The organism is Pseudomonas sp. AA-38 (assembly GCF_029457475.1).
In the GTDB taxonomy this organism is placed as follows: domain Bacteria; phylum Pseudomonadota; class Gammaproteobacteria; order Pseudomonadales; family Pseudomonadaceae; genus Aquipseudomonas.
The window spans coordinates 3356558-3371511 of sequence record NZ_CP120359.1; the positions used below are offsets into that span (position 1 = coordinate 3356558).

At 64.2% G+C, this 14954-nt stretch carries 13 protein-coding genes; 1 reads left to right on the top strand and 12 read right to left on the bottom strand.

Annotated features, from left to right (window positions below; translation table 11 throughout):
- Nucleotides 1–24: 24 nt before the first annotated feature.
- The 12 genes from PVE35_RS15440 to PVE35_RS15495 all read right to left on the bottom strand — a co-directional run bounded on the left by PVE35_RS15440 (nucleotide 25) and on the right by PVE35_RS15495 (nucleotide 13141).
- Nucleotides 25–1365, bottom strand: coding sequence for an aromatic acid/H+ symport family MFS transporter (locus tag PVE35_RS15440; RefSeq protein WP_268182717.1), 1341 nt, complete (start codon nucleotides 1363–1365; stop codon nucleotides 25–27).
- A 74-nt stretch (nucleotides 1366–1439) separates the two neighbouring features.
- A complete protein-coding gene (locus PVE35_RS15445; RefSeq protein WP_277372318.1) occupies nucleotides 1440–2204 on the bottom strand; it encodes a 1,6-dihydroxycyclohexa-2,4-diene-1-carboxylate dehydrogenase in 765 nt (254 codons plus the stop codon).
- Nucleotides 2205–2351: 147 nt separating this feature from the next.
- Nucleotides 2352–3362: a benzoate 1,2-dioxygenase electron transfer component BenC gene (gene benC, locus PVE35_RS15450; RefSeq protein WP_268182713.1), complete on the bottom strand. Its 1011-nt coding sequence runs from the start codon at nucleotides 3360–3362 to the stop codon at nucleotides 2352–2354.
- An 81-nt stretch (nucleotides 3363–3443) separates the two neighbouring features.
- Nucleotides 3444–3932 (bottom strand): benzoate 1,2-dioxygenase small subunit, encoded by a 489-nt coding sequence (benB, locus tag PVE35_RS15455; RefSeq protein WP_277372319.1) that lies wholly within the window; start codon nucleotides 3930–3932, stop codon nucleotides 3444–3446.
- A complete protein-coding gene (gene benA / locus PVE35_RS15460; protein ID WP_277372320.1) occupies nucleotides 3933–5294 on the bottom strand; it encodes a benzoate 1,2-dioxygenase large subunit in 1362 nt (453 codons plus the stop codon). It abuts the gene before it with no gap.
- A 226-nt stretch (nucleotides 5295–5520) separates the two neighbouring features.
- The gene (locus PVE35_RS15465; protein WP_277372321.1) at nucleotides 5521–6477 is read right to left on the bottom strand and encodes an AraC family transcriptional regulator; all 957 of its coding nucleotides are present in this window, start codon (nucleotides 6475–6477) and stop codon (nucleotides 5521–5523) included.
- A 359-nt stretch (nucleotides 6478–6836) separates the two neighbouring features.
- Nucleotides 6837–7682: an IclR family transcriptional regulator gene (locus PVE35_RS15470; protein WP_277372322.1), complete on the bottom strand. Its 846-nt coding sequence runs from the start codon at nucleotides 7680–7682 to the stop codon at nucleotides 6837–6839.
- Nucleotides 7683–7836: 154 nt separating this feature from the next.
- The gene (gene pcaG / locus PVE35_RS15475) at nucleotides 7837–8445 is read right to left on the bottom strand and encodes a protocatechuate 3,4-dioxygenase subunit alpha (RefSeq protein ID WP_277372323.1); all 609 of its coding nucleotides are present in this window, start codon (nucleotides 8443–8445) and stop codon (nucleotides 7837–7839) included.
- A gap of 12 nt (nucleotides 8446–8457) precedes the next feature.
- Entirely contained in the window at nucleotides 8458–9177 is a 720-nt protein-coding gene (gene pcaH / locus PVE35_RS15480) for a protocatechuate 3,4-dioxygenase subunit beta (protein ID WP_277372324.1), read from the bottom strand.
- Between the two features lie 94 nt (nucleotides 9178–9271).
- On the bottom strand, nucleotides 9272–10201 hold the full coding sequence (gene pcaQ / locus PVE35_RS15485; RefSeq protein WP_268182703.1) for a pca operon transcription factor PcaQ: 930 nt from the start codon (nucleotides 10199–10201) through the stop codon (nucleotides 9272–9274).
- Nucleotides 10198–11055, bottom strand: a complete 858-nt coding sequence (locus PVE35_RS15490) for a helix-turn-helix domain-containing protein (RefSeq protein WP_268182702.1) — start codon at nucleotides 11053–11055, stop codon at nucleotides 10198–10200. The genes pcaQ and PVE35_RS15490 overlap by 4 nt, the downstream gene beginning before the upstream one ends.
- Nucleotides 11056–11200: 145 nt before the next feature.
- On the bottom strand, nucleotides 11201–13141 hold the full coding sequence (locus tag PVE35_RS15495) for a methyl-accepting chemotaxis protein (protein WP_268182699.1): 1941 nt from the start codon (nucleotides 13139–13141) through the stop codon (nucleotides 11201–11203).
- Nucleotides 13142–13635: 494 nt separating this feature from the next.
- Between PVE35_RS15495 and pobA the strand changes: the two genes are divergently transcribed.
- The gene (gene pobA, locus PVE35_RS15500) at nucleotides 13636–14820 is read left to right on the top strand and encodes a 4-hydroxybenzoate 3-monooxygenase (RefSeq protein ID WP_277372325.1); all 1185 of its coding nucleotides are present in this window, start codon (nucleotides 13636–13638) and stop codon (nucleotides 14818–14820) included.
- Nucleotides 14821–14954: the final 134 nt, after the last annotated feature.

Below are 14954 nucleotides of genomic sequence, written 5' to 3' on the forward strand. Positions count from 1 at the left end.
GCGGGCAGGCGCACGGCGTGCGGATCAGGCCTTGGCGGCGAGCAACGCGGCGTCGGCGGCCTGGCGCCGCTGGCCACTGAGGGTGAACACCGCCATGGCCAGCGCAGCGATGGCGCCCGGTACGGCGAAGGCGATGAAGTTCAGTTGCAGCGGCAGGTTGATGGCCATTAGTGCACCGCCGAGCAGCGGGCCAACGATGGCGCCATTGCGGCCGATGCCGGAGGCCCAGCCCAGGCCGGTGGAGCGGATCGACAGGCCGTAGAACTGCGCGGCGCCGGCGTACAGCAGGATCTGCGTGCCGATGGTGGTGGCCCCGGCAATGAAGATCAGGCAGTAGAGCAGCGGCGTCGGGCTCTTGAAGCCAAGCAGGCTGATGGACAGGGCGGCGGCGACGAAGAACGCCACCATCACCTTGCCCAGGTTGAAGCGGTCGCCCAGCCAGCCACCGAGGATGGCCCCGGCCATGCCGCCGAAGTTCAGCGCCAGCAGGAACGACAGGCTCGAACCCAGGCTGTAGCCGGCGCCGGCCATCAGCTTGGGCAGCCAGGAGCTGAGTGCGTAGACCATCAGCAGGCAGCAGAAGAACGCCAGCCACAGGCACAAGGTGCGCAGTGCGCGGCCTTCGCGGAACAGCTCGAATACCGCCACGCCCTGGCCCTTGGCATCGTTCATATGCAACTGATCGGCCGCGTCGATACGCAGCTCCGGCTCGACCTTGGCCAATATCGCGCGGGCCTGCTCATGACGGCCCTGGCGCATCAGAAAACCCACCGACTCCGGCAGCTTCCAGAGAATCAGAGGCAACAGCAGCAGCGGCACCGCAGCGGCGAAGAACATCGACTCCCAGCCGAAGCGCGGCAGCATGTAGATGCCCACCCCGGCAGCGAGCATGCCGCCCAGCGAGTAGCCGCTGAACATCACCGCCACCAGCGTGCTGCGCAGGCGCTTGGGCGCGTACTCGTTCATCAGTGCCACGGCATTGGGCATCAGGCCGCCGCAACCGAGGCCGGCGAGGAAGCGGAAGATGCCGAACTCGCTAGGGCTGCTGGCGAAGCCGTTGAGGATGGTCGCCGAGGAGAACAGCACGAAGCAGATGGCGATGCCCTTCTTGCGCCCGATCCGGTCGGCCAGGGTGCCGAACGCCAGGGCGCCGAACATCATGCCGAACAGCGCGTAGCTGCCCAGCGCACCGGCTTGCAGTGGCGTCAGGCTCCACTGCTGCATGATCGAGGGCAGCACCACGCCGTAGATGAACAGGTCGTACCCATCGAAGATCAGCAACAGCGCGCACAGCGCCATGACCATCCAGTGGAAACGGGTGAAGCGGGCACCGTCTATGACGGCGTGAACGTCGATCTGTCGCATGGCATCGGTTCTCTTGTTTTTGTTGTCGAAACTGCGTTGTGTTCCACGGCCGTAGCAGCGGCCGGGAAGCTGGTTCAGCCCAGGTCGCCACCGCCTACCGGCAGGGTCACGCCGGTGATGTAGGAGGCTTCGTCCGAGGCGAGGAAGAGGATCGCGCCGACCTGCTCGTCGAGCGTGCCGTAGCGCTTCATCAGGCTGCTCTGCACGGTCTGGTCGACGATCTGCTGGTACCAGACCTTCTCCTGCTCGCTCTGCTCGGCGCTGTTGCGCGGGATGCGCCGCGGCGGCGCCTCGGTACCGCCGGGGGCGGTGGCGTTGACGCGGATGCCGCGCTCGGCGGTCTCGAAGGCCAGGCAGGCGGTCAGTGCGTTGACGCCGCCCTTGGCCGCGCCGTAGGGCACCCGGTTGAGGCTACGGGTGGCGATGGACGAGACGTTGACGATGGCGCCGCTGCCCTGCGCCAGCATCTGCGGCAGCGCCGCATGGCAGCACCACAGGGTGGGAAACAGCGAGCGACGTACTTCGGCCTCGATCTGCGCCGTTTCGTAGTGCTCGAACGGCTTGGCCCAGATGGTGCCGCCGACGTTGTTGATCAGGATGTCGAGCCGGCCGAAGCGCTCGACCGCCGCCTGCATCACGCGCTGGCAGTCGTCGGCCTGTTCCAGGTCGGCGGTCAGGCACAGCACCGCCTCGCGCTCGGCCAGCTCGAACACCAGCTCGGAGCGGTCCACCGCCACCACCTGCGCGCCCTCCTCCAACAGCCGCTCGGCCACACGGCGACCAATGCCCTGGGCGGCGCCGGTGACCACGGCGACCTTGTCTTGGAAACGCTTGTTCATCTTGCTCACCTCAATCCGGGGTATCCGCTATCTCCCCCCTCTCCCATGATTGGCAGAGGGGTGACTCAGCCTGTAGCCCGGATGCAATCCGGGACTGGTGCGTGGGCCTTCCCGGATTGCATCCGGGCTACGAATGCCCGCTCGCACCTAGGCGCTGGCGGCGAATTTCTCGTAGTAGAAATTCGCCGGAGCGATGCCCTGCTCGCGGATGTAGGCGCTGACCGCCTCGACCATCGGCGGCGGGCCGCACAGGTAGATGTCCACCTCGCCATCGTTGAGGTGCCTGGGTTCGATGTGCTGGGTCACGTAGCCCTTGTGCGGGTAGCTGCTGCCTTCGCTGGCCACACAGGCGCTGAAGGTGAAACCGGGAATGCGCGCGGCGAAGGCTTCCAGCTTGTCCAGCTCGACCAGGTCATGGTCGTGGGTCACCCCGTAGATCAGGTGCAGCGGGTGCGCGCAGCCTTCGGCGGCGATCTTCTCCAGCATCGCGGTGAACGGCGCCAGGCCGGTGCCGCCGGCCAGCAACAGCAGCGGGCGCTTGATCTCGCGCAGGTAGAAGCTGCCCAGCGGGCCGGCCAGGCTGATGCTGTCGCCGGCCTTGGCCAGGTTGGTCAGGAAGCTGCTCATCAGCCCGCCCGGCACGTTGCGGATCAGGAAGCTGACTTCGCCGTCCTTCGGCAGGCTGCTGAAGGAGTAGGCGCGCGTCTGCTCGCTGCCCGGCACCTTGAGGTTGACGTACTGCCCCGGCAGGAACGCCAGTTGGTTGAGCGCCTCGCCCTTGATCGACAGCGCGATGGTGCTGTCGGAGAGCTTGCGCACGGCACTGATGGCGGCCTCGAAACTGGCCTGCTGGGTCTTGCACAGTTGCGACGACGCCGGCACGCGGATCACGCAGTCGCTCTCGGCGCGCATCTGGCAGGTCAGCACGTAGCCCTGCTCGGCTTCGGCCTCGCTCAGGGCATCCTCGATATATTCCTCGCCGAGGTCGTACTGCCCCGCCTCGGCGAAGCACTTGCAGGCACCGCAGGCACCGTCGCGGCAGTCCAGCGGAATGTTGATGCCCTGGCGATAGGCGGCATCGGCCACCGTCTCCCCCTGGTTGGCGTCGATGAAGCGGGTGACCCCGTCCTCGAAATTCAGTGCGATCTTGTGGCTCATGGCGCACCTCGCTATGCAGTTTTTGGCGTGCAGCGACCCGAGGCGGGAGCCAATGGCCCCGCCGGCAAGGCTGCAGCGGATTCAGATGTGGTAAACGTCGATGATCTGCCTGACGTAGTCGTTCTTCAGCACCACCTTCTTGGCCTTGATCAGCGGGTTCGGCCCACGCGTGTCGAGGGTGTAGAAGCTGGTGCCGTAGAAGTGGTCGACGGTCTTGTAGCGAAAGCTCAGGGTGTGCCAGTTGAAGCGCACCTTGGCCACCCCGTCGCCCTGCTCGACTATCTCGATGTTGTTGATGTTGTGCGAGGTACGGGTATCCGGGATGGTGGCACTGGAACGCTCGGTGCGGATGCGGAACACCCGATCCTCCAGGCCGCTGCGGTTGCCGTACCAGATCAGCGAGATCTCGGTCTGCGGGTTCTCCACCAACTGGTCACGGTCGTCCCAGGCCGGCATCCAGAACTCGGCGTCCGGGGCGTACAGTTCCAGCCATTGGTCCCACTGCTTGTCGTCCAGGTAGCGCGCCTCGCGGTAGAGAAAATCGCGCACGGCATCATAGGAAAGGCTCATTCACGCACCCTCCACGTGGATCAGGTGTTTCTGTTCGTTCTTCACCGCCTCGATCATCTGCTGTTGCCAGTAGTGATGCTGCAGCACGAACAGGCCTTCGTCCTCGGTGCGCGCACCGGACAGCAACGGCTGCAGGTCGATCTCCCTGGCCGAGTCGTCGGCGCCGTCGATCCAGTGCTTGGCCCCGCGCGACATGTCGTTCCAGGCCATGGCGCGACCGGCGAAGCCCTGCTGGCAGGCGCGGAATTCTTCCAGGTCATCCGGCGTGGCCATGCCGGAGACGTTGAAGAAGTCTTCGTATTGGCGGATGCGCCGAGCGCGCGCTTCGGCACTCTCGCCCTTGGGCGCGATGCAGTAGATGGTCACTTCGGTCTTGTCCACCGACAGCGGGCGAGCGATGCGTAGCTGCGAGCCGAACTGATCCATCAGGTACAGGTTGGGGTACAGGCAGAGGTTGCGCGAGTGGCCGATCATCCAGTCGGCACGCGCCTCGCCGAACTCGGCGGCCAGGCGTTCGCGGTCGGCGAACAGCGGGCGATCCTCGGGGTTGTCCCAGCGCGTCCAGAGCAGCAGGTGGCCGTTCTCGAAGGAGTAGAAACCGCCGCCCTTCTTGCCCCAGCCGCCGGCGCTCATGGCGCGGATGTCGTCGCCGGCTTCCTTGAGCTTGCGCTGCTGCTGGGTGGCGGCGTAGTTCCAGTGCACGGCGGTGACGTGGTAGCCGTCGGCGCCGTTCTCCGCCTGCAGCTTCCAGTTGCCCTCGTAGACGTAGGTACTGGAGCCGCGCAGCACTTCCAAACCCTCGGTGGACTGGTCGCAGACCATGTCGATGATCTTCTTCGACTCGCCGAGGAAGTCCTCCAGCGGCGCCACGTCCTCGCGCAGGCTACCGAACAAAAAGCCTCGGTAGGACTCGAAGCGGGCGACCTTCTTCAGGTCGTGGGAGCCGTCGCAGTTGAAGCTGTCCGGGTAGCCGGCGTCCTTGGGATCCTTGACCTTGAGCAGCTTGCCGCTGTTGTTGAAGGTCCAGCCATGGAACGGGCAGGTGTAGCTGGCCTTGTTGCCGCTCTTGAAGCGGCAGAGCATGGCGCCACGGTGGCTGCAGGCGTTGATGAAGGCGTTGAGTTCACCGTCCTTGTTGCGCGCGATGAAGATCGGCTGACGCCCCATGTAGGTGGTGTAGTAGTCGTTGACGTTGGGGATCTGGCTCTCGTGGGCCAGATACAGCCAGTTGCCCTCGAAGATGTGCTGCATCTCCAGGTCGAACAGGCGCGGATCGGTGAACATCTCCCGCTTGCAGCGGAAGATGCCCTTGTCCTTGTCTTCTTCAAGCAGGCTGTTGAGGTAGTCGAGTCCCAGGGTCATGGCCATGGCTCCGTTGTTATTGTTTCAACGGCGCCAAGGCTAGGGGTTCGCTGCCGGGGCCAATATCCAGTTCTTGCAGGTCTTTATCCGTTTTCTGCAGCACCAATAAACGGCCGCTATGCGGCCTTCTGATGACCCTCTCCCGCTTGCGGGAGAGGGTGCCCGAAGGGCGGGAGAGGGACCATCCGCAAACACCTACCCCCGTAGCCCGGATGCAATCCGGGGCCTACCCCTCGCGCCGCCGCAGGGTATCCGATGGCAATTCACCGAAGGCGCTCTTGTAGCTCTCGGAGAAGCGCCCCAGGTGCAGGAAGCCGTAGTCCAGCGCCACCTCGGTGACGTTGCGCACCTTGGCCGTCGGGTCCTTCAGGCAGGCATGCACACGCTCCAGCTTGCGCTGGCGGATGTAGTGCTTGGGCGTGGTCTGCAGGTGCTTGTCGAACAGGGCATAGAGCGAACGCGGGCTCATGTGCGCGAGCTGGGCCAGTTGCTCGACGCTGATGTCCTGTTTGAGGTTGTCCTCGATGAACTGCACCAGGCGCTCGAACGACGGGCTGCTCTGCGACAGCTCCTGGCGCTGCACGTTATTGCTCAACAGCCCCAGCAGCTTGCTGGCGATGATGCGCGTGTAGTGCTCCTGCACCGAGGGCAGCGACTGCGCGCTCTCGGCTTCGGCGCAGACCAGGCCGAGCAGGTTGGCGAAGCCCTCGAGTTGCTGCAACTGGTGACGCGAGGCGAAGCGCACGCCATCGCCAGGGCGCTGCCAGTGGTTGTCGACGCAGGCCCGCTCGATCAGATGGGCCGGCAGCTTGACGATGAACTTCTCGCAGTCGTCGGAATAGGTCAGGTCGACCGGATCGTCCGGGTTGATCAACAGCAGCTCGCCAGGGGTGAAGTAGTGCTCCTGGCCATGGCCACGCCACAGGCAATGGCCCTGCAACAGCACCTGCAGGTGGTAGATGGTTTCCAGCGCCGGCGAGGTGACCCGCACGCTGCCGCCATAGCTGATGCGGCACAGGTCGAGGCTGCCGAAGCTGCGATGGCTCAGGCTGGCCGCCGGACGGCCGCTGCTGGGCAGGCGAATGCAATGCGCGCCGACATGCTGGTTGACGTAATCGGACACCGCATAAGGATCGGCATTGGCAAACAGCCGACTCTTCTCATTGAGCAGATGACAGTCCATAACTCACGGCACTCTTATCATTGTTATAAAGATGGCGAGTGCTAACGGGCCAAGGCTGCCCTCCTCGCTCAGAGCCTATTCAAAGCCTGCTGCGCGTCGGCCAAACGGCGTTGAAAAGCCCTTCGGATGCTCATTTACCACTCGTAAACTCCGCTTCCTCAGGTCTTTTCGCCTTGTTTGGCTCTAGCTCGCGAGACTTTGAACAGACTCTCATGCCATAGATACAGGCTTGCTGTTCGTTCTGCCCAGCAGTCAGGCGTAACCGATTGCAACATTGGCAGAACGATGGCCTGCCCAGCTTAGGCAATCGGGCCTTCAGCGAATATCACGGCGTTCGATAATCGCCCCATTTTGCCGGATCAGGCAGGACGAAAGAGCTGCCCGCTCAGTTCACGGCTGGCACTGAGCATCAGCGGCAGGAAGCGCTTCTCCAGCTCGGCCACCGGCACACGGCTGGCATGGGTGCTGATGTTCATGGCGGCCAGCACGTGGCCGGCGGAGTCATATACCGGCACGGCCAGCGAGCGCAGGCCCTGCTCCAGTTCCTGGTCGACGATGCACCAGCCCTGCTGGCGCACGCGCTGCAGGCACTCCCACAACGCCTCGGGGCTGTGCAGGGTGCGGCTGGTCTTGGGCTGCAGTTCGGCATGGGCCAGGTAGTCTTGTAGCTGGTCATCGTCCAGCGCGGCCAGGAGGATGCGGCCCATGGACGTGCAGTAGGCCGGCAGGCGGCTGCCGACGCTCAGGTCTACCGAGATCAGCCGCTGCGGAATCGCCGAGCGCGCCAGGTACAGCACCTGCTCGCCTTCCAGCGTGGCCAGGTTGCAGGCCTCGTGCAGTTGCTCGCTGAGGCGGTCGAGAAAGGGCTGCGCGGACACCGCCAGCGGTGTCGACGACAGGTAGGCATGACCCAGGGTGAGCACCTTGGGCAGCAGCGAGTAGGTGCGCCCGTCGGTGGTCACGTAGCCCAGCTTCATCAGCGTATAGAGGCAGCGGCGCACGGCGGCACGGGGAATCTCGGTGCGATGGCTGATCTGCGCGATGGTCAGGTGGCGTTTACGCTCCTGAAAGGCATTGATCACCGCCAGGCCTCGGGCCAGGGAGGTCATGAAGTTGGGGTCACCGGCGAACTCTTCGATGCGCTTGGCCGGCGACACATAGGGTGGCGGCGCCAGGCTGGCAAGGGGCGGGCGATTTTCGCTCATGGGGCCTCCGAGTCTGGATGGACAGCACCTGGCGATTATCGAACTAGCGTGCGGTAATCGTAAAGCCTTGCCAGAAGCAGCACGCCGCCGCCGGGCGCACACTCTTATCCAGAGGCCGGCGCGTACCTCGCAGAAGCACGCACCGGCGCACGACTCAGAAGTCGAAGAAGACCGTCTCGCCCTCCCCCTGGATGCGGATATCGAAGCGATAGGCCGGCTTGCCGTCCACTTCGCAGCGCCTGGCGATCAGCGTCTCGCGGCGCTCGGGCTGCTCGATCAGGTTGAGCACCGGATCCTTGGCGTTGGCCTCGGCTTCGTCCTCGAAATACAAGCGGGTGGCGAGGTGAATGTTGATGCCACGGGCGAACAGCGCGACGTTGATGTGCGGCGCCATCGGCACGCCGGCGGCGTTGTGTACCACGCCCGGCTTGACCGTGTAGGCGAACCATTCGCTACCGGCATCGAAGGTGGTGGCGGTGCGGCCGAAACCATTGAACGCTTTGGACGGGTCGTAATCCTCGTCGTACTGGCCCTGATGGTCGGCCTGCCACAGTTCGAGAAAGGCATCGCGCACCAGATGGCCGTTGCCATCGTAAACGTGACCGAGCAGCACGATATGTTCGCCCGGCGCGTCGGGCCTGGCCATCTGGTTCCAGATTTCCTGCTCGCGGGTCGGGTTGCCGGCGGCGGCCAGGGCCAGGCCGATATGCACGTAGGGGCCGGCGGTTTGCGAGGGGGTTTCCGGCAGTAGTTCAACAGGCATGGTCATCCCTCCTTACTTGTTCTCGAAATGGGTTCGGCGTTGGCCACGCAGCACGATATCGAAGCGATAAGCCAGGCAATCCATCGGATTGGCGGTGCCCATGTCCAGCTTGGCGATCAGTGTCTGCACCGCGTCCGGGTTGGCGATGGACTTGACGATGGGGCACAGCGGAATCAGCGGATCGCCCTCGAAGTACAGTTGGGTGATCAGCCGTGTGGCGATCGACGGGCCGCTGATGGAGAAGTGGATGTGCGCCGGGCGCCAGTCGTTGGGGCCATTGCGCCACGGATAGGGGCCGGGCTTGATGGTGCGGAAGCTGTAGCGCCCTTCACTGTCGGTCAGGGCACGGCCAACGCCACCGAAGTTGGGGTCGAGCGGTGCCAGGTAACGGTCGTTCTTGTGCCGGTAGCGACCACCGGCATTGGCTTGCCACATTTCCACCAGGGTATGCGGGATCGGTTTGCCGTACTGATCCATCACTCGGCCGGAAACGATGATGCGCTCGCCGATGGGCAGGCCACCGTTGTTGAAGTTGAGCAGCAGGTCGTTGTCGTGCTCGGCGAACTTCAGGTGCGAGAAATCCGGACCGCTGGTTTCGGATATCGACTGCGGGATGCTCACCAGCGCCTGGCGCGGCGAGCGGGCAATGGAGGTCTTGTAGTCCGGGGTGAAGGCTTTGGGGTGCCAGTTACGGTCGCGAATGACGAAACGGCGATTGTCCTCGGCAGGCATGGCGCGCTCCTGTTATGGGTTGTTGTCGCCACAGTGTCTGGCACAACGCGCACCACGAACATTGAAAAGAAGCCGCCAATTCATAACCAAAAGGTTATGGAAAATCCCCCTCCCGATAGGCCTGCGCCACCTCGCGCAACACATCGCAGAAGCGCTCGGCAGCCAATGACAGCCCCAGTGCCCCGTTACGGCAGATGCCCACCGAACCACCCGGCTCGCGCACCGGCAGGTGCAGCTCGGCCAGTTCACCACGCTGCACGTCCAGGCGCACCGCGTCCTGCGGCGCCACCCACAACGCATCGCTGCACAGCACGTAGCGTCGGCTCAGCGCTGGCGACAGGGTTTCCAGGCGCTGCCGCGAAGGACTCACGCCACACTGCACGAACAGGCTATCGGCATGCTTGCGGATGGTGGTGCCCTGCGTCGGCAAAACCAGGGGGTAATCCCCGAGGTGCGCCAGCGTCTCGCCAATAGCCAGCAGCGGATGGCCGGGGCGCACCACCAGGGTCAGGGACTCGCTATACAGGTGCTCGAAGGTCAGCCCCTGGATATCCGGGCTGTCGGTCATGCGGCCGATCACCAGATCCAGCTCACCGACGCGCAACTGCCCGAGCAGGTAGGCCCCAGGCCCGGTGGCGACGCTGACCACCAGGGCCTCATGGCCTGCGTGCAGGCGCCGCACCACCTCGGGCATCAGCAGGCTCTCCACCGTTGACAGCACACCGACACGCACCTGCCCGGCCTCGTGCTCGCCAGCGCGCAAGCTGCTCACCCCGTCGCGCAGAGCCTGCACGCAGGGCCCGGCATAACGCATGAAGGCGATCCCGGCACTGGTCAGGGTCACACCCTGGCGGCCGCGCTCGAACAGGCTGGCGTCGAGGATGTCTTCCAGCTCCTTGAGCGTCTTGGAGATTGCCGGCTGGCTCACGGCCAACGCATCGGCGGCCTTGGCGAAGCTGCGCTGGCGGGCGATCTCGAGAAAGCTCAGCAGATGGCGAAACTTGATACGGGTGTCGAAGTTCATCGCTGGCTCCGGAAGTCCTTGGGTGTGCAACCCGTACCACGGCGGAAGAAGCGCGAAAAATACGCGGCCTCGGAAAAGCCCAGGCTGTCGGCCACCTGGGCAATGGTCATCGAGGTGTACACCAGGTTGCGCTTGGCTTCGAGCAGCAGGCGCTGGTGCAGCAGTTGCAGCCCCGACTGCCCGGCCAGGCGCCGGCACAGGCTGTTGAGGTGCGCCACGCTAAGGCCCAGTTGCGAGGCGTACCAGTCCAGCGGGCGATGTTCGCGGTAGTGCTGCTCCACCAAGGCCTGGAAACGCCGCAGGTGATTGCGCCCGCGGTCGCTCGGCAAGGCCTCGGCACGCTCGTCGGCCAGGGCCTGGCGCGCCAGCCAGACCAGTAGCGCGCTGATCAACGACTGCAGCATCAACTCACGCCCCGTCTCGTGTCGCCCGTACTCCTGTGCCAGGGTGGCGAACAGCACGTCCAGGCGACCTTCATGCCCCTCGGCCGGATAGCAGGCGGCCTGGCTCAGCGGCGGCCGCTCCAGAGCCTCCCCCATATGTTCGACCAACGGCTGTGCCAGGGTCAGCACATGGCCCTGGATGTCCTCGGAAAAGCGAAAGGCATGCACGCACAGCGCCGGCACCACCTGCACCGCCGCCTGCTCGAGTACCCGCACCTGACCGTCGATTTCCACCTCGGCATGGCCACTCTGGATGTACAGCACCTGCAGCAGATCGCTGTGTAGATGGGCACGGATCTCCCAGCCGTGCAGGCGGCTACGCTCGGCGATCGACTCGCAATGGATCAGATCCGGCGTCGGCCAGGCGCGCTCTTCGCCATAGAGTTTGAATACGGGCACCTGGCCGGTCATGGCAATCCTCGAAACGTGCAGGTATCGCGGCCAATGATGCCTGCAAGCGCCAAAGAGTTGCAGCGGAAAATGCAACTCTGGCCACACTCAGGAGCGCAAAGGCAAGCGCCGAACCCGGGTTCGGCGGTGCGTCTGGCGTTAGGCTCTAGGTGCGGAAGCGCCCCACCAAGCCATGCAACTGCTCGGACAGTTGCGCCAGCTCCTGCGAATCGCGGTGTGCCGACTGCGCGAGGTTTTCCACCAGCAGCGCATCCTCCTGGATCTGGGCGATGTGGCGGTTGATGTCCTCGGCCACCTGATGCTGCTCTTCGGCCGCCGTGGCGATCTGGGTGTTCTGGTCGCGAATGTGATCCACCGCGCCGCGAATCTGCTCGAAGCTCTGACTGGCCATGCCGATGCGCTCGACGCTGGCCTGGGACATTTCCAGGCTGCTCTGCATCTGCCGGGTCACCTCTTGCGTGCGCCGAGCCAGGCCGCCCAACAGGCTGTCGATCTCGCCGGTGGAGTCGGCCGTGCGCTGAGCCAGAGCCCGTACCTCATCGGCCACCACGGCGAAACCACGGCCCTGGTCGCCGGCGCGGGCGGCCTCGATGGCGGCGTTGAGCGCCAGCAGGTTGGTCTGCTCGGCGATGGAGCGAATGGTGCCGAGAATGGCGTTGATGTTCTGGCTGTCCTGCTCCAGCGCCTGCAGCGCCAGCGCCGATTGCTTGAGGTTGTCGCTCAGGCGCGTGACGCTGTCGGTGGCATCCTCGATCTGCGCCTGCCCGGCATGCACCTGGCGCTGGCCATTGTCGGCGGAGTTGGCCGCCTCGCTGCACGAGCGCGCCACTTCGTTGGCCGTGGCGACCATCTCGTTGAAGGCAGTGGAAACCATCTCCACCGCACCGCGCTGCCGTTCGGCCACATCGTTCATGTCATGGGCGACACGGGTCGAACCCTCGGAGGTATGGCGCAGTGCCGCAGACGCCTCGATGACGTTCTGCACCAATTGTCGAATGCTGCCGAGGAACTGGTTGAACCAGCGCGCCAGCAGCGCCGTTTCGTCCTTGCCCTGTACGGCCAGGCTACGGGTCAGATCGCCTTCGCCCTGGGCGATGTTCTCCAGGCCGTTTGCCACGCTGCGGATCGGGGTGACGATGAGCTTGGCGAACACCGCGCCGACCACGGCGAAGACCACGGCCAGCAGCAGCACGATGACACCGATCTGCCAGGTCAGGGCGTTGGCCTTGGCCATCACCTCGCTGCGTTCGATCAGGCCGATGAAGCGCCAGCCGAGGGTCGGCGACGTCCAGATATTGGCCATGTAGCTTGTGCCGTCGAGCTCCACCTCCAGCAGCCCGTCGGCGCCGGCCATGCGCGCATACTCGCCGCCCAGATCGTTGAGCGATTTGAAATTGTTATCGGCATTGCGTGGATCGACCAGCACGTTGCCACTGTCCTCAACCAGCATCAGGTAGCCGGTTTCACCGAGTTTGATCTGCTTGATCAGATCGGTAAGCTGCTTGAGCGACACGTCCAGCCCCACCACGCCGGCCAGGTTGCCCTGGGCATCGTTGACGGTGCGCACGGTGCCGATCAGCACCGCATCGTCCGGCGCCCAGTAGTAGGCGGCGGTGCGCAGCGTCTTGCCAGGAGAGGCCATGGCGGTCTTGTACCAGGGCCGCACGCGCGGGTCATAGCTCTTCAGGCCTGGGTCACTCGGCCAGATGGCATAGCCGCCATCGACCCGGCCATAGGACAGATAGGCCGTGGTCGGGTGGGCCTTGGCGAAGCGATCGAAGAAGCTTTCCATGTCCTGATTGGTCTGTGGCAGCGGCATGCTCGGCGCATCGGCCGAGGAGTAGTTCTTCAAGGTCGGTGCCGCCACCACCTGCGGCAGGCTGGCGATGTAGTCGACGTTCTCGCTGACGCCCTTGAAGAACATGGCCATGGCGTTGTCGACCTGGCGAATCTCCCTCTTGCTGCCGTCGAGAAAATCCGCCTGTGCCTGCACGCGCAGATTGTAGATGACCACCGCGGCCACCAGGAGGATGGGCACGCAGGCGATAGCGGCAAATGCCCAGGTCAGCTTCTGCTTGATGTTCATTGGAGTTTTTCTCTCATGTAAGGAAAATCCGCCCTCTGCATGAAAGCATTGGCGAATGGATTCAATAGGCTATCGGCATTTTCTCGACACGCTTGAGAGCTGCGAACAAACGCAGCCCCTGTGCCTGCAAGCAGATTCTCCCTCCCCGAAGCCTCGCCGACGGGCATTGAGGTCGTCGTCATTCATGCGACCTAGGTTCTGTTGCCGTTTCACGCACGACCACGCATCGAAACGGCAACGACCCTACGCAAGGTTTAGATCAGAACGCCCTTGGCTACCAGTCCCCTCATGGCTCGGTGAGGTACCGCCTCGGTTGCCTGCCCGGACATCTGCCCCGGCCAGGCCATGAATCCCCATCCCCGCCTCACGCAAAATCATCGAAATATCCAAGTATCAGTACAAATAGTGCCTTCATGAGCCGCCTGGATACCTCAAAAATACAGCTTCCAGTATTCCTGCCTTGCAAGCGGCAGTTACCCCAAGGGACAACAACAATGAAAACCCAAGTTGCAATCATCGGCGCCGGTCCGTCCGGCCTGTTGCTCGGCCAATTGCTGCACAAGGCCGGTATCGACAACGTCATCATCGAACGCCAGAGCCCCGACTACGTGCTCGGTCGCATCCGTGCCGGCGTGCTCGAACAAGGCATGGTCGACCTGCTGCGCGAAGCCGGCGTCAGCCAGCGCATGGATCGCGAAGGCCTGGTGCACGATGGCTTCGAGCTGGCCTTCGATGATCGCCTGGAGCGCATCGACCTGCGTGGCCTGACCGGCGGCAAGACGGTCATGGTCTACGGCCAGACCGAAGTCACCCGCGACCTGATGGAGGCCCGCAGCGCCTGCGCCGCGCCAAGCTTCTATGGCGCCAGTGATGTCCAGTTGCACGAGCTCAAGGGGCAACAGCCCTATGTCACCTTCGTCCACGACGGCCAGCATATCCGTCTGGACTGCCAGCACATTGCCGGCTGCGACGGCTTCCATGGCGTATCGCGCCAATCCATTCCCGATGGCGTGCTCAAGGAGTTCGAGCGGGTCTACCCCTTCGGCTGGCTCGGCGTGCTGGCCGACACCCCGCCAGTGCATGACGAACTGATCTATGCCAACCACGAACGCGGCTTCGCCCTGTGCAGCATGCGCTCGCCGACCCGCACCCGTTACTACGTGCAGGTCAGCAGCGAGGAGAAGGTGGAGGACTGGTCGGATGAGCGTTTCTGGGACGAACTCAAGCGCCGCCTGCCGACGCAAACCGCCGCCAAGCTGGTCACCGGCCCGTCCATCGAGAAGAGCATCGCCCCGCTGCGCAGCTTCGTGGTCGAGCCCATGCAGTACGGCCATCTGTTCCTCGTCGGCGACGCTGCGCACATCGTCCCGCCCACCGGCGCCAAGGGCCTTAACCTGGCCGCCAGCGACGTCAGCACGCTGTACCGCATCCTGCTCAAGGTGCACCGGGAAGGCCGCACGGAGTTGCTGGAGAAGTACTCGGAAATCTGCCTGCGGCGCATCTGGAAGGCCGAACGCTTTTCCTGGTGGATGACCTCGATGCTGCACCGCTTCCCCGACACCGACGCCTTTAGCCAGCGCATGCAGCAGACTGAGCTGGATTACTTCGTCGGCTCCGAAGCCGGGCGCCGCACCATTGCCGAGAACTATGTCGGCCTGCCCTACGAAGCGGTGGAATGAGTGCATGGGGGGATCATCGCCCCCCTCCTCCCGAGGGCTTCACCTGCGATCATTGTCGGCACCGAGCGCGCAATGATCGCGAATGAATTCCTACAAAAGCGGTTTTCCCTGCGCCCCAGGCATCGGGTCGCACG

What these genes read in the sequence shown, in the direction of transcription:
- benC (WP_268182713.1), bottom strand. Translation starts at nt 3,362, where the DNA reads ATGAGCCACAAGATCGCACTGAATTTCGAGGACGGGGTCACCCGCTTC.
- pcaG (WP_277372323.1), bottom strand. Translation starts at nt 8,445, where the DNA reads ATGCCTGTTGAACTACTGCCGGAAACCCCCTCGCAAACCGCCGGCCCC.
- PVE35_RS15470 (WP_277372322.1), bottom strand. Translation starts at nt 7,682, where the DNA reads ATGAGCGAAAATCGCCCGCCCCTTGCCAGCCTGGCGCCGCCACCCTAT.
- pcaH (WP_277372324.1), bottom strand. Translation starts at nt 9,177, where the DNA reads ATGCCTGCCGAGGACAATCGCCGTTTCGTCATTCGCGACCGTAACTGG.
- PVE35_RS15490 (WP_268182702.1), bottom strand. Translation starts at nt 11,055, where the DNA reads ATGACCGGCCAGGTGCCCGTATTCAAACTCTATGGCGAAGAGCGCGCC.
- pobA (WP_277372325.1), top strand. Translation starts at nt 13,636, where the DNA reads ATGAAAACCCAAGTTGCAATCATCGGCGCCGGTCCGTCCGGCCTGTTG.
- PVE35_RS15495 (WP_268182699.1), bottom strand. Translation starts at nt 13,141, where the DNA reads ATGAACATCAAGCAGAAGCTGACCTGGGCATTTGCCGCTATCGCCTGC.
- PVE35_RS15440 (WP_268182717.1), bottom strand. Translation starts at nt 1,365, where the DNA reads ATGCGACAGATCGACGTTCACGCCGTCATAGACGGTGCCCGCTTCACC.
- PVE35_RS15465 (WP_277372321.1), bottom strand. Translation starts at nt 6,477, where the DNA reads ATGGACTGTCATCTGCTCAATGAGAAGAGTCGGCTGTTTGCCAATGCC.
- benA (WP_277372320.1), bottom strand. Translation starts at nt 5,294, where the DNA reads ATGACCCTGGGACTCGACTACCTCAACAGCCTGCTTGAAGAAGACAAG.
- pcaQ (WP_268182703.1), bottom strand. Translation starts at nt 10,201, where the DNA reads ATGAACTTCGACACCCGTATCAAGTTTCGCCATCTGCTGAGCTTTCTC.
- benB (WP_277372319.1), bottom strand. Translation starts at nt 3,932, where the DNA reads ATGAGCCTTTCCTATGATGCCGTGCGCGATTTTCTCTACCGCGAGGCG.
- PVE35_RS15445 (WP_277372318.1), bottom strand. Translation starts at nt 2,204, where the DNA reads ATGAACAAGCGTTTCCAAGACAAGGTCGCCGTGGTCACCGGCGCCGCC.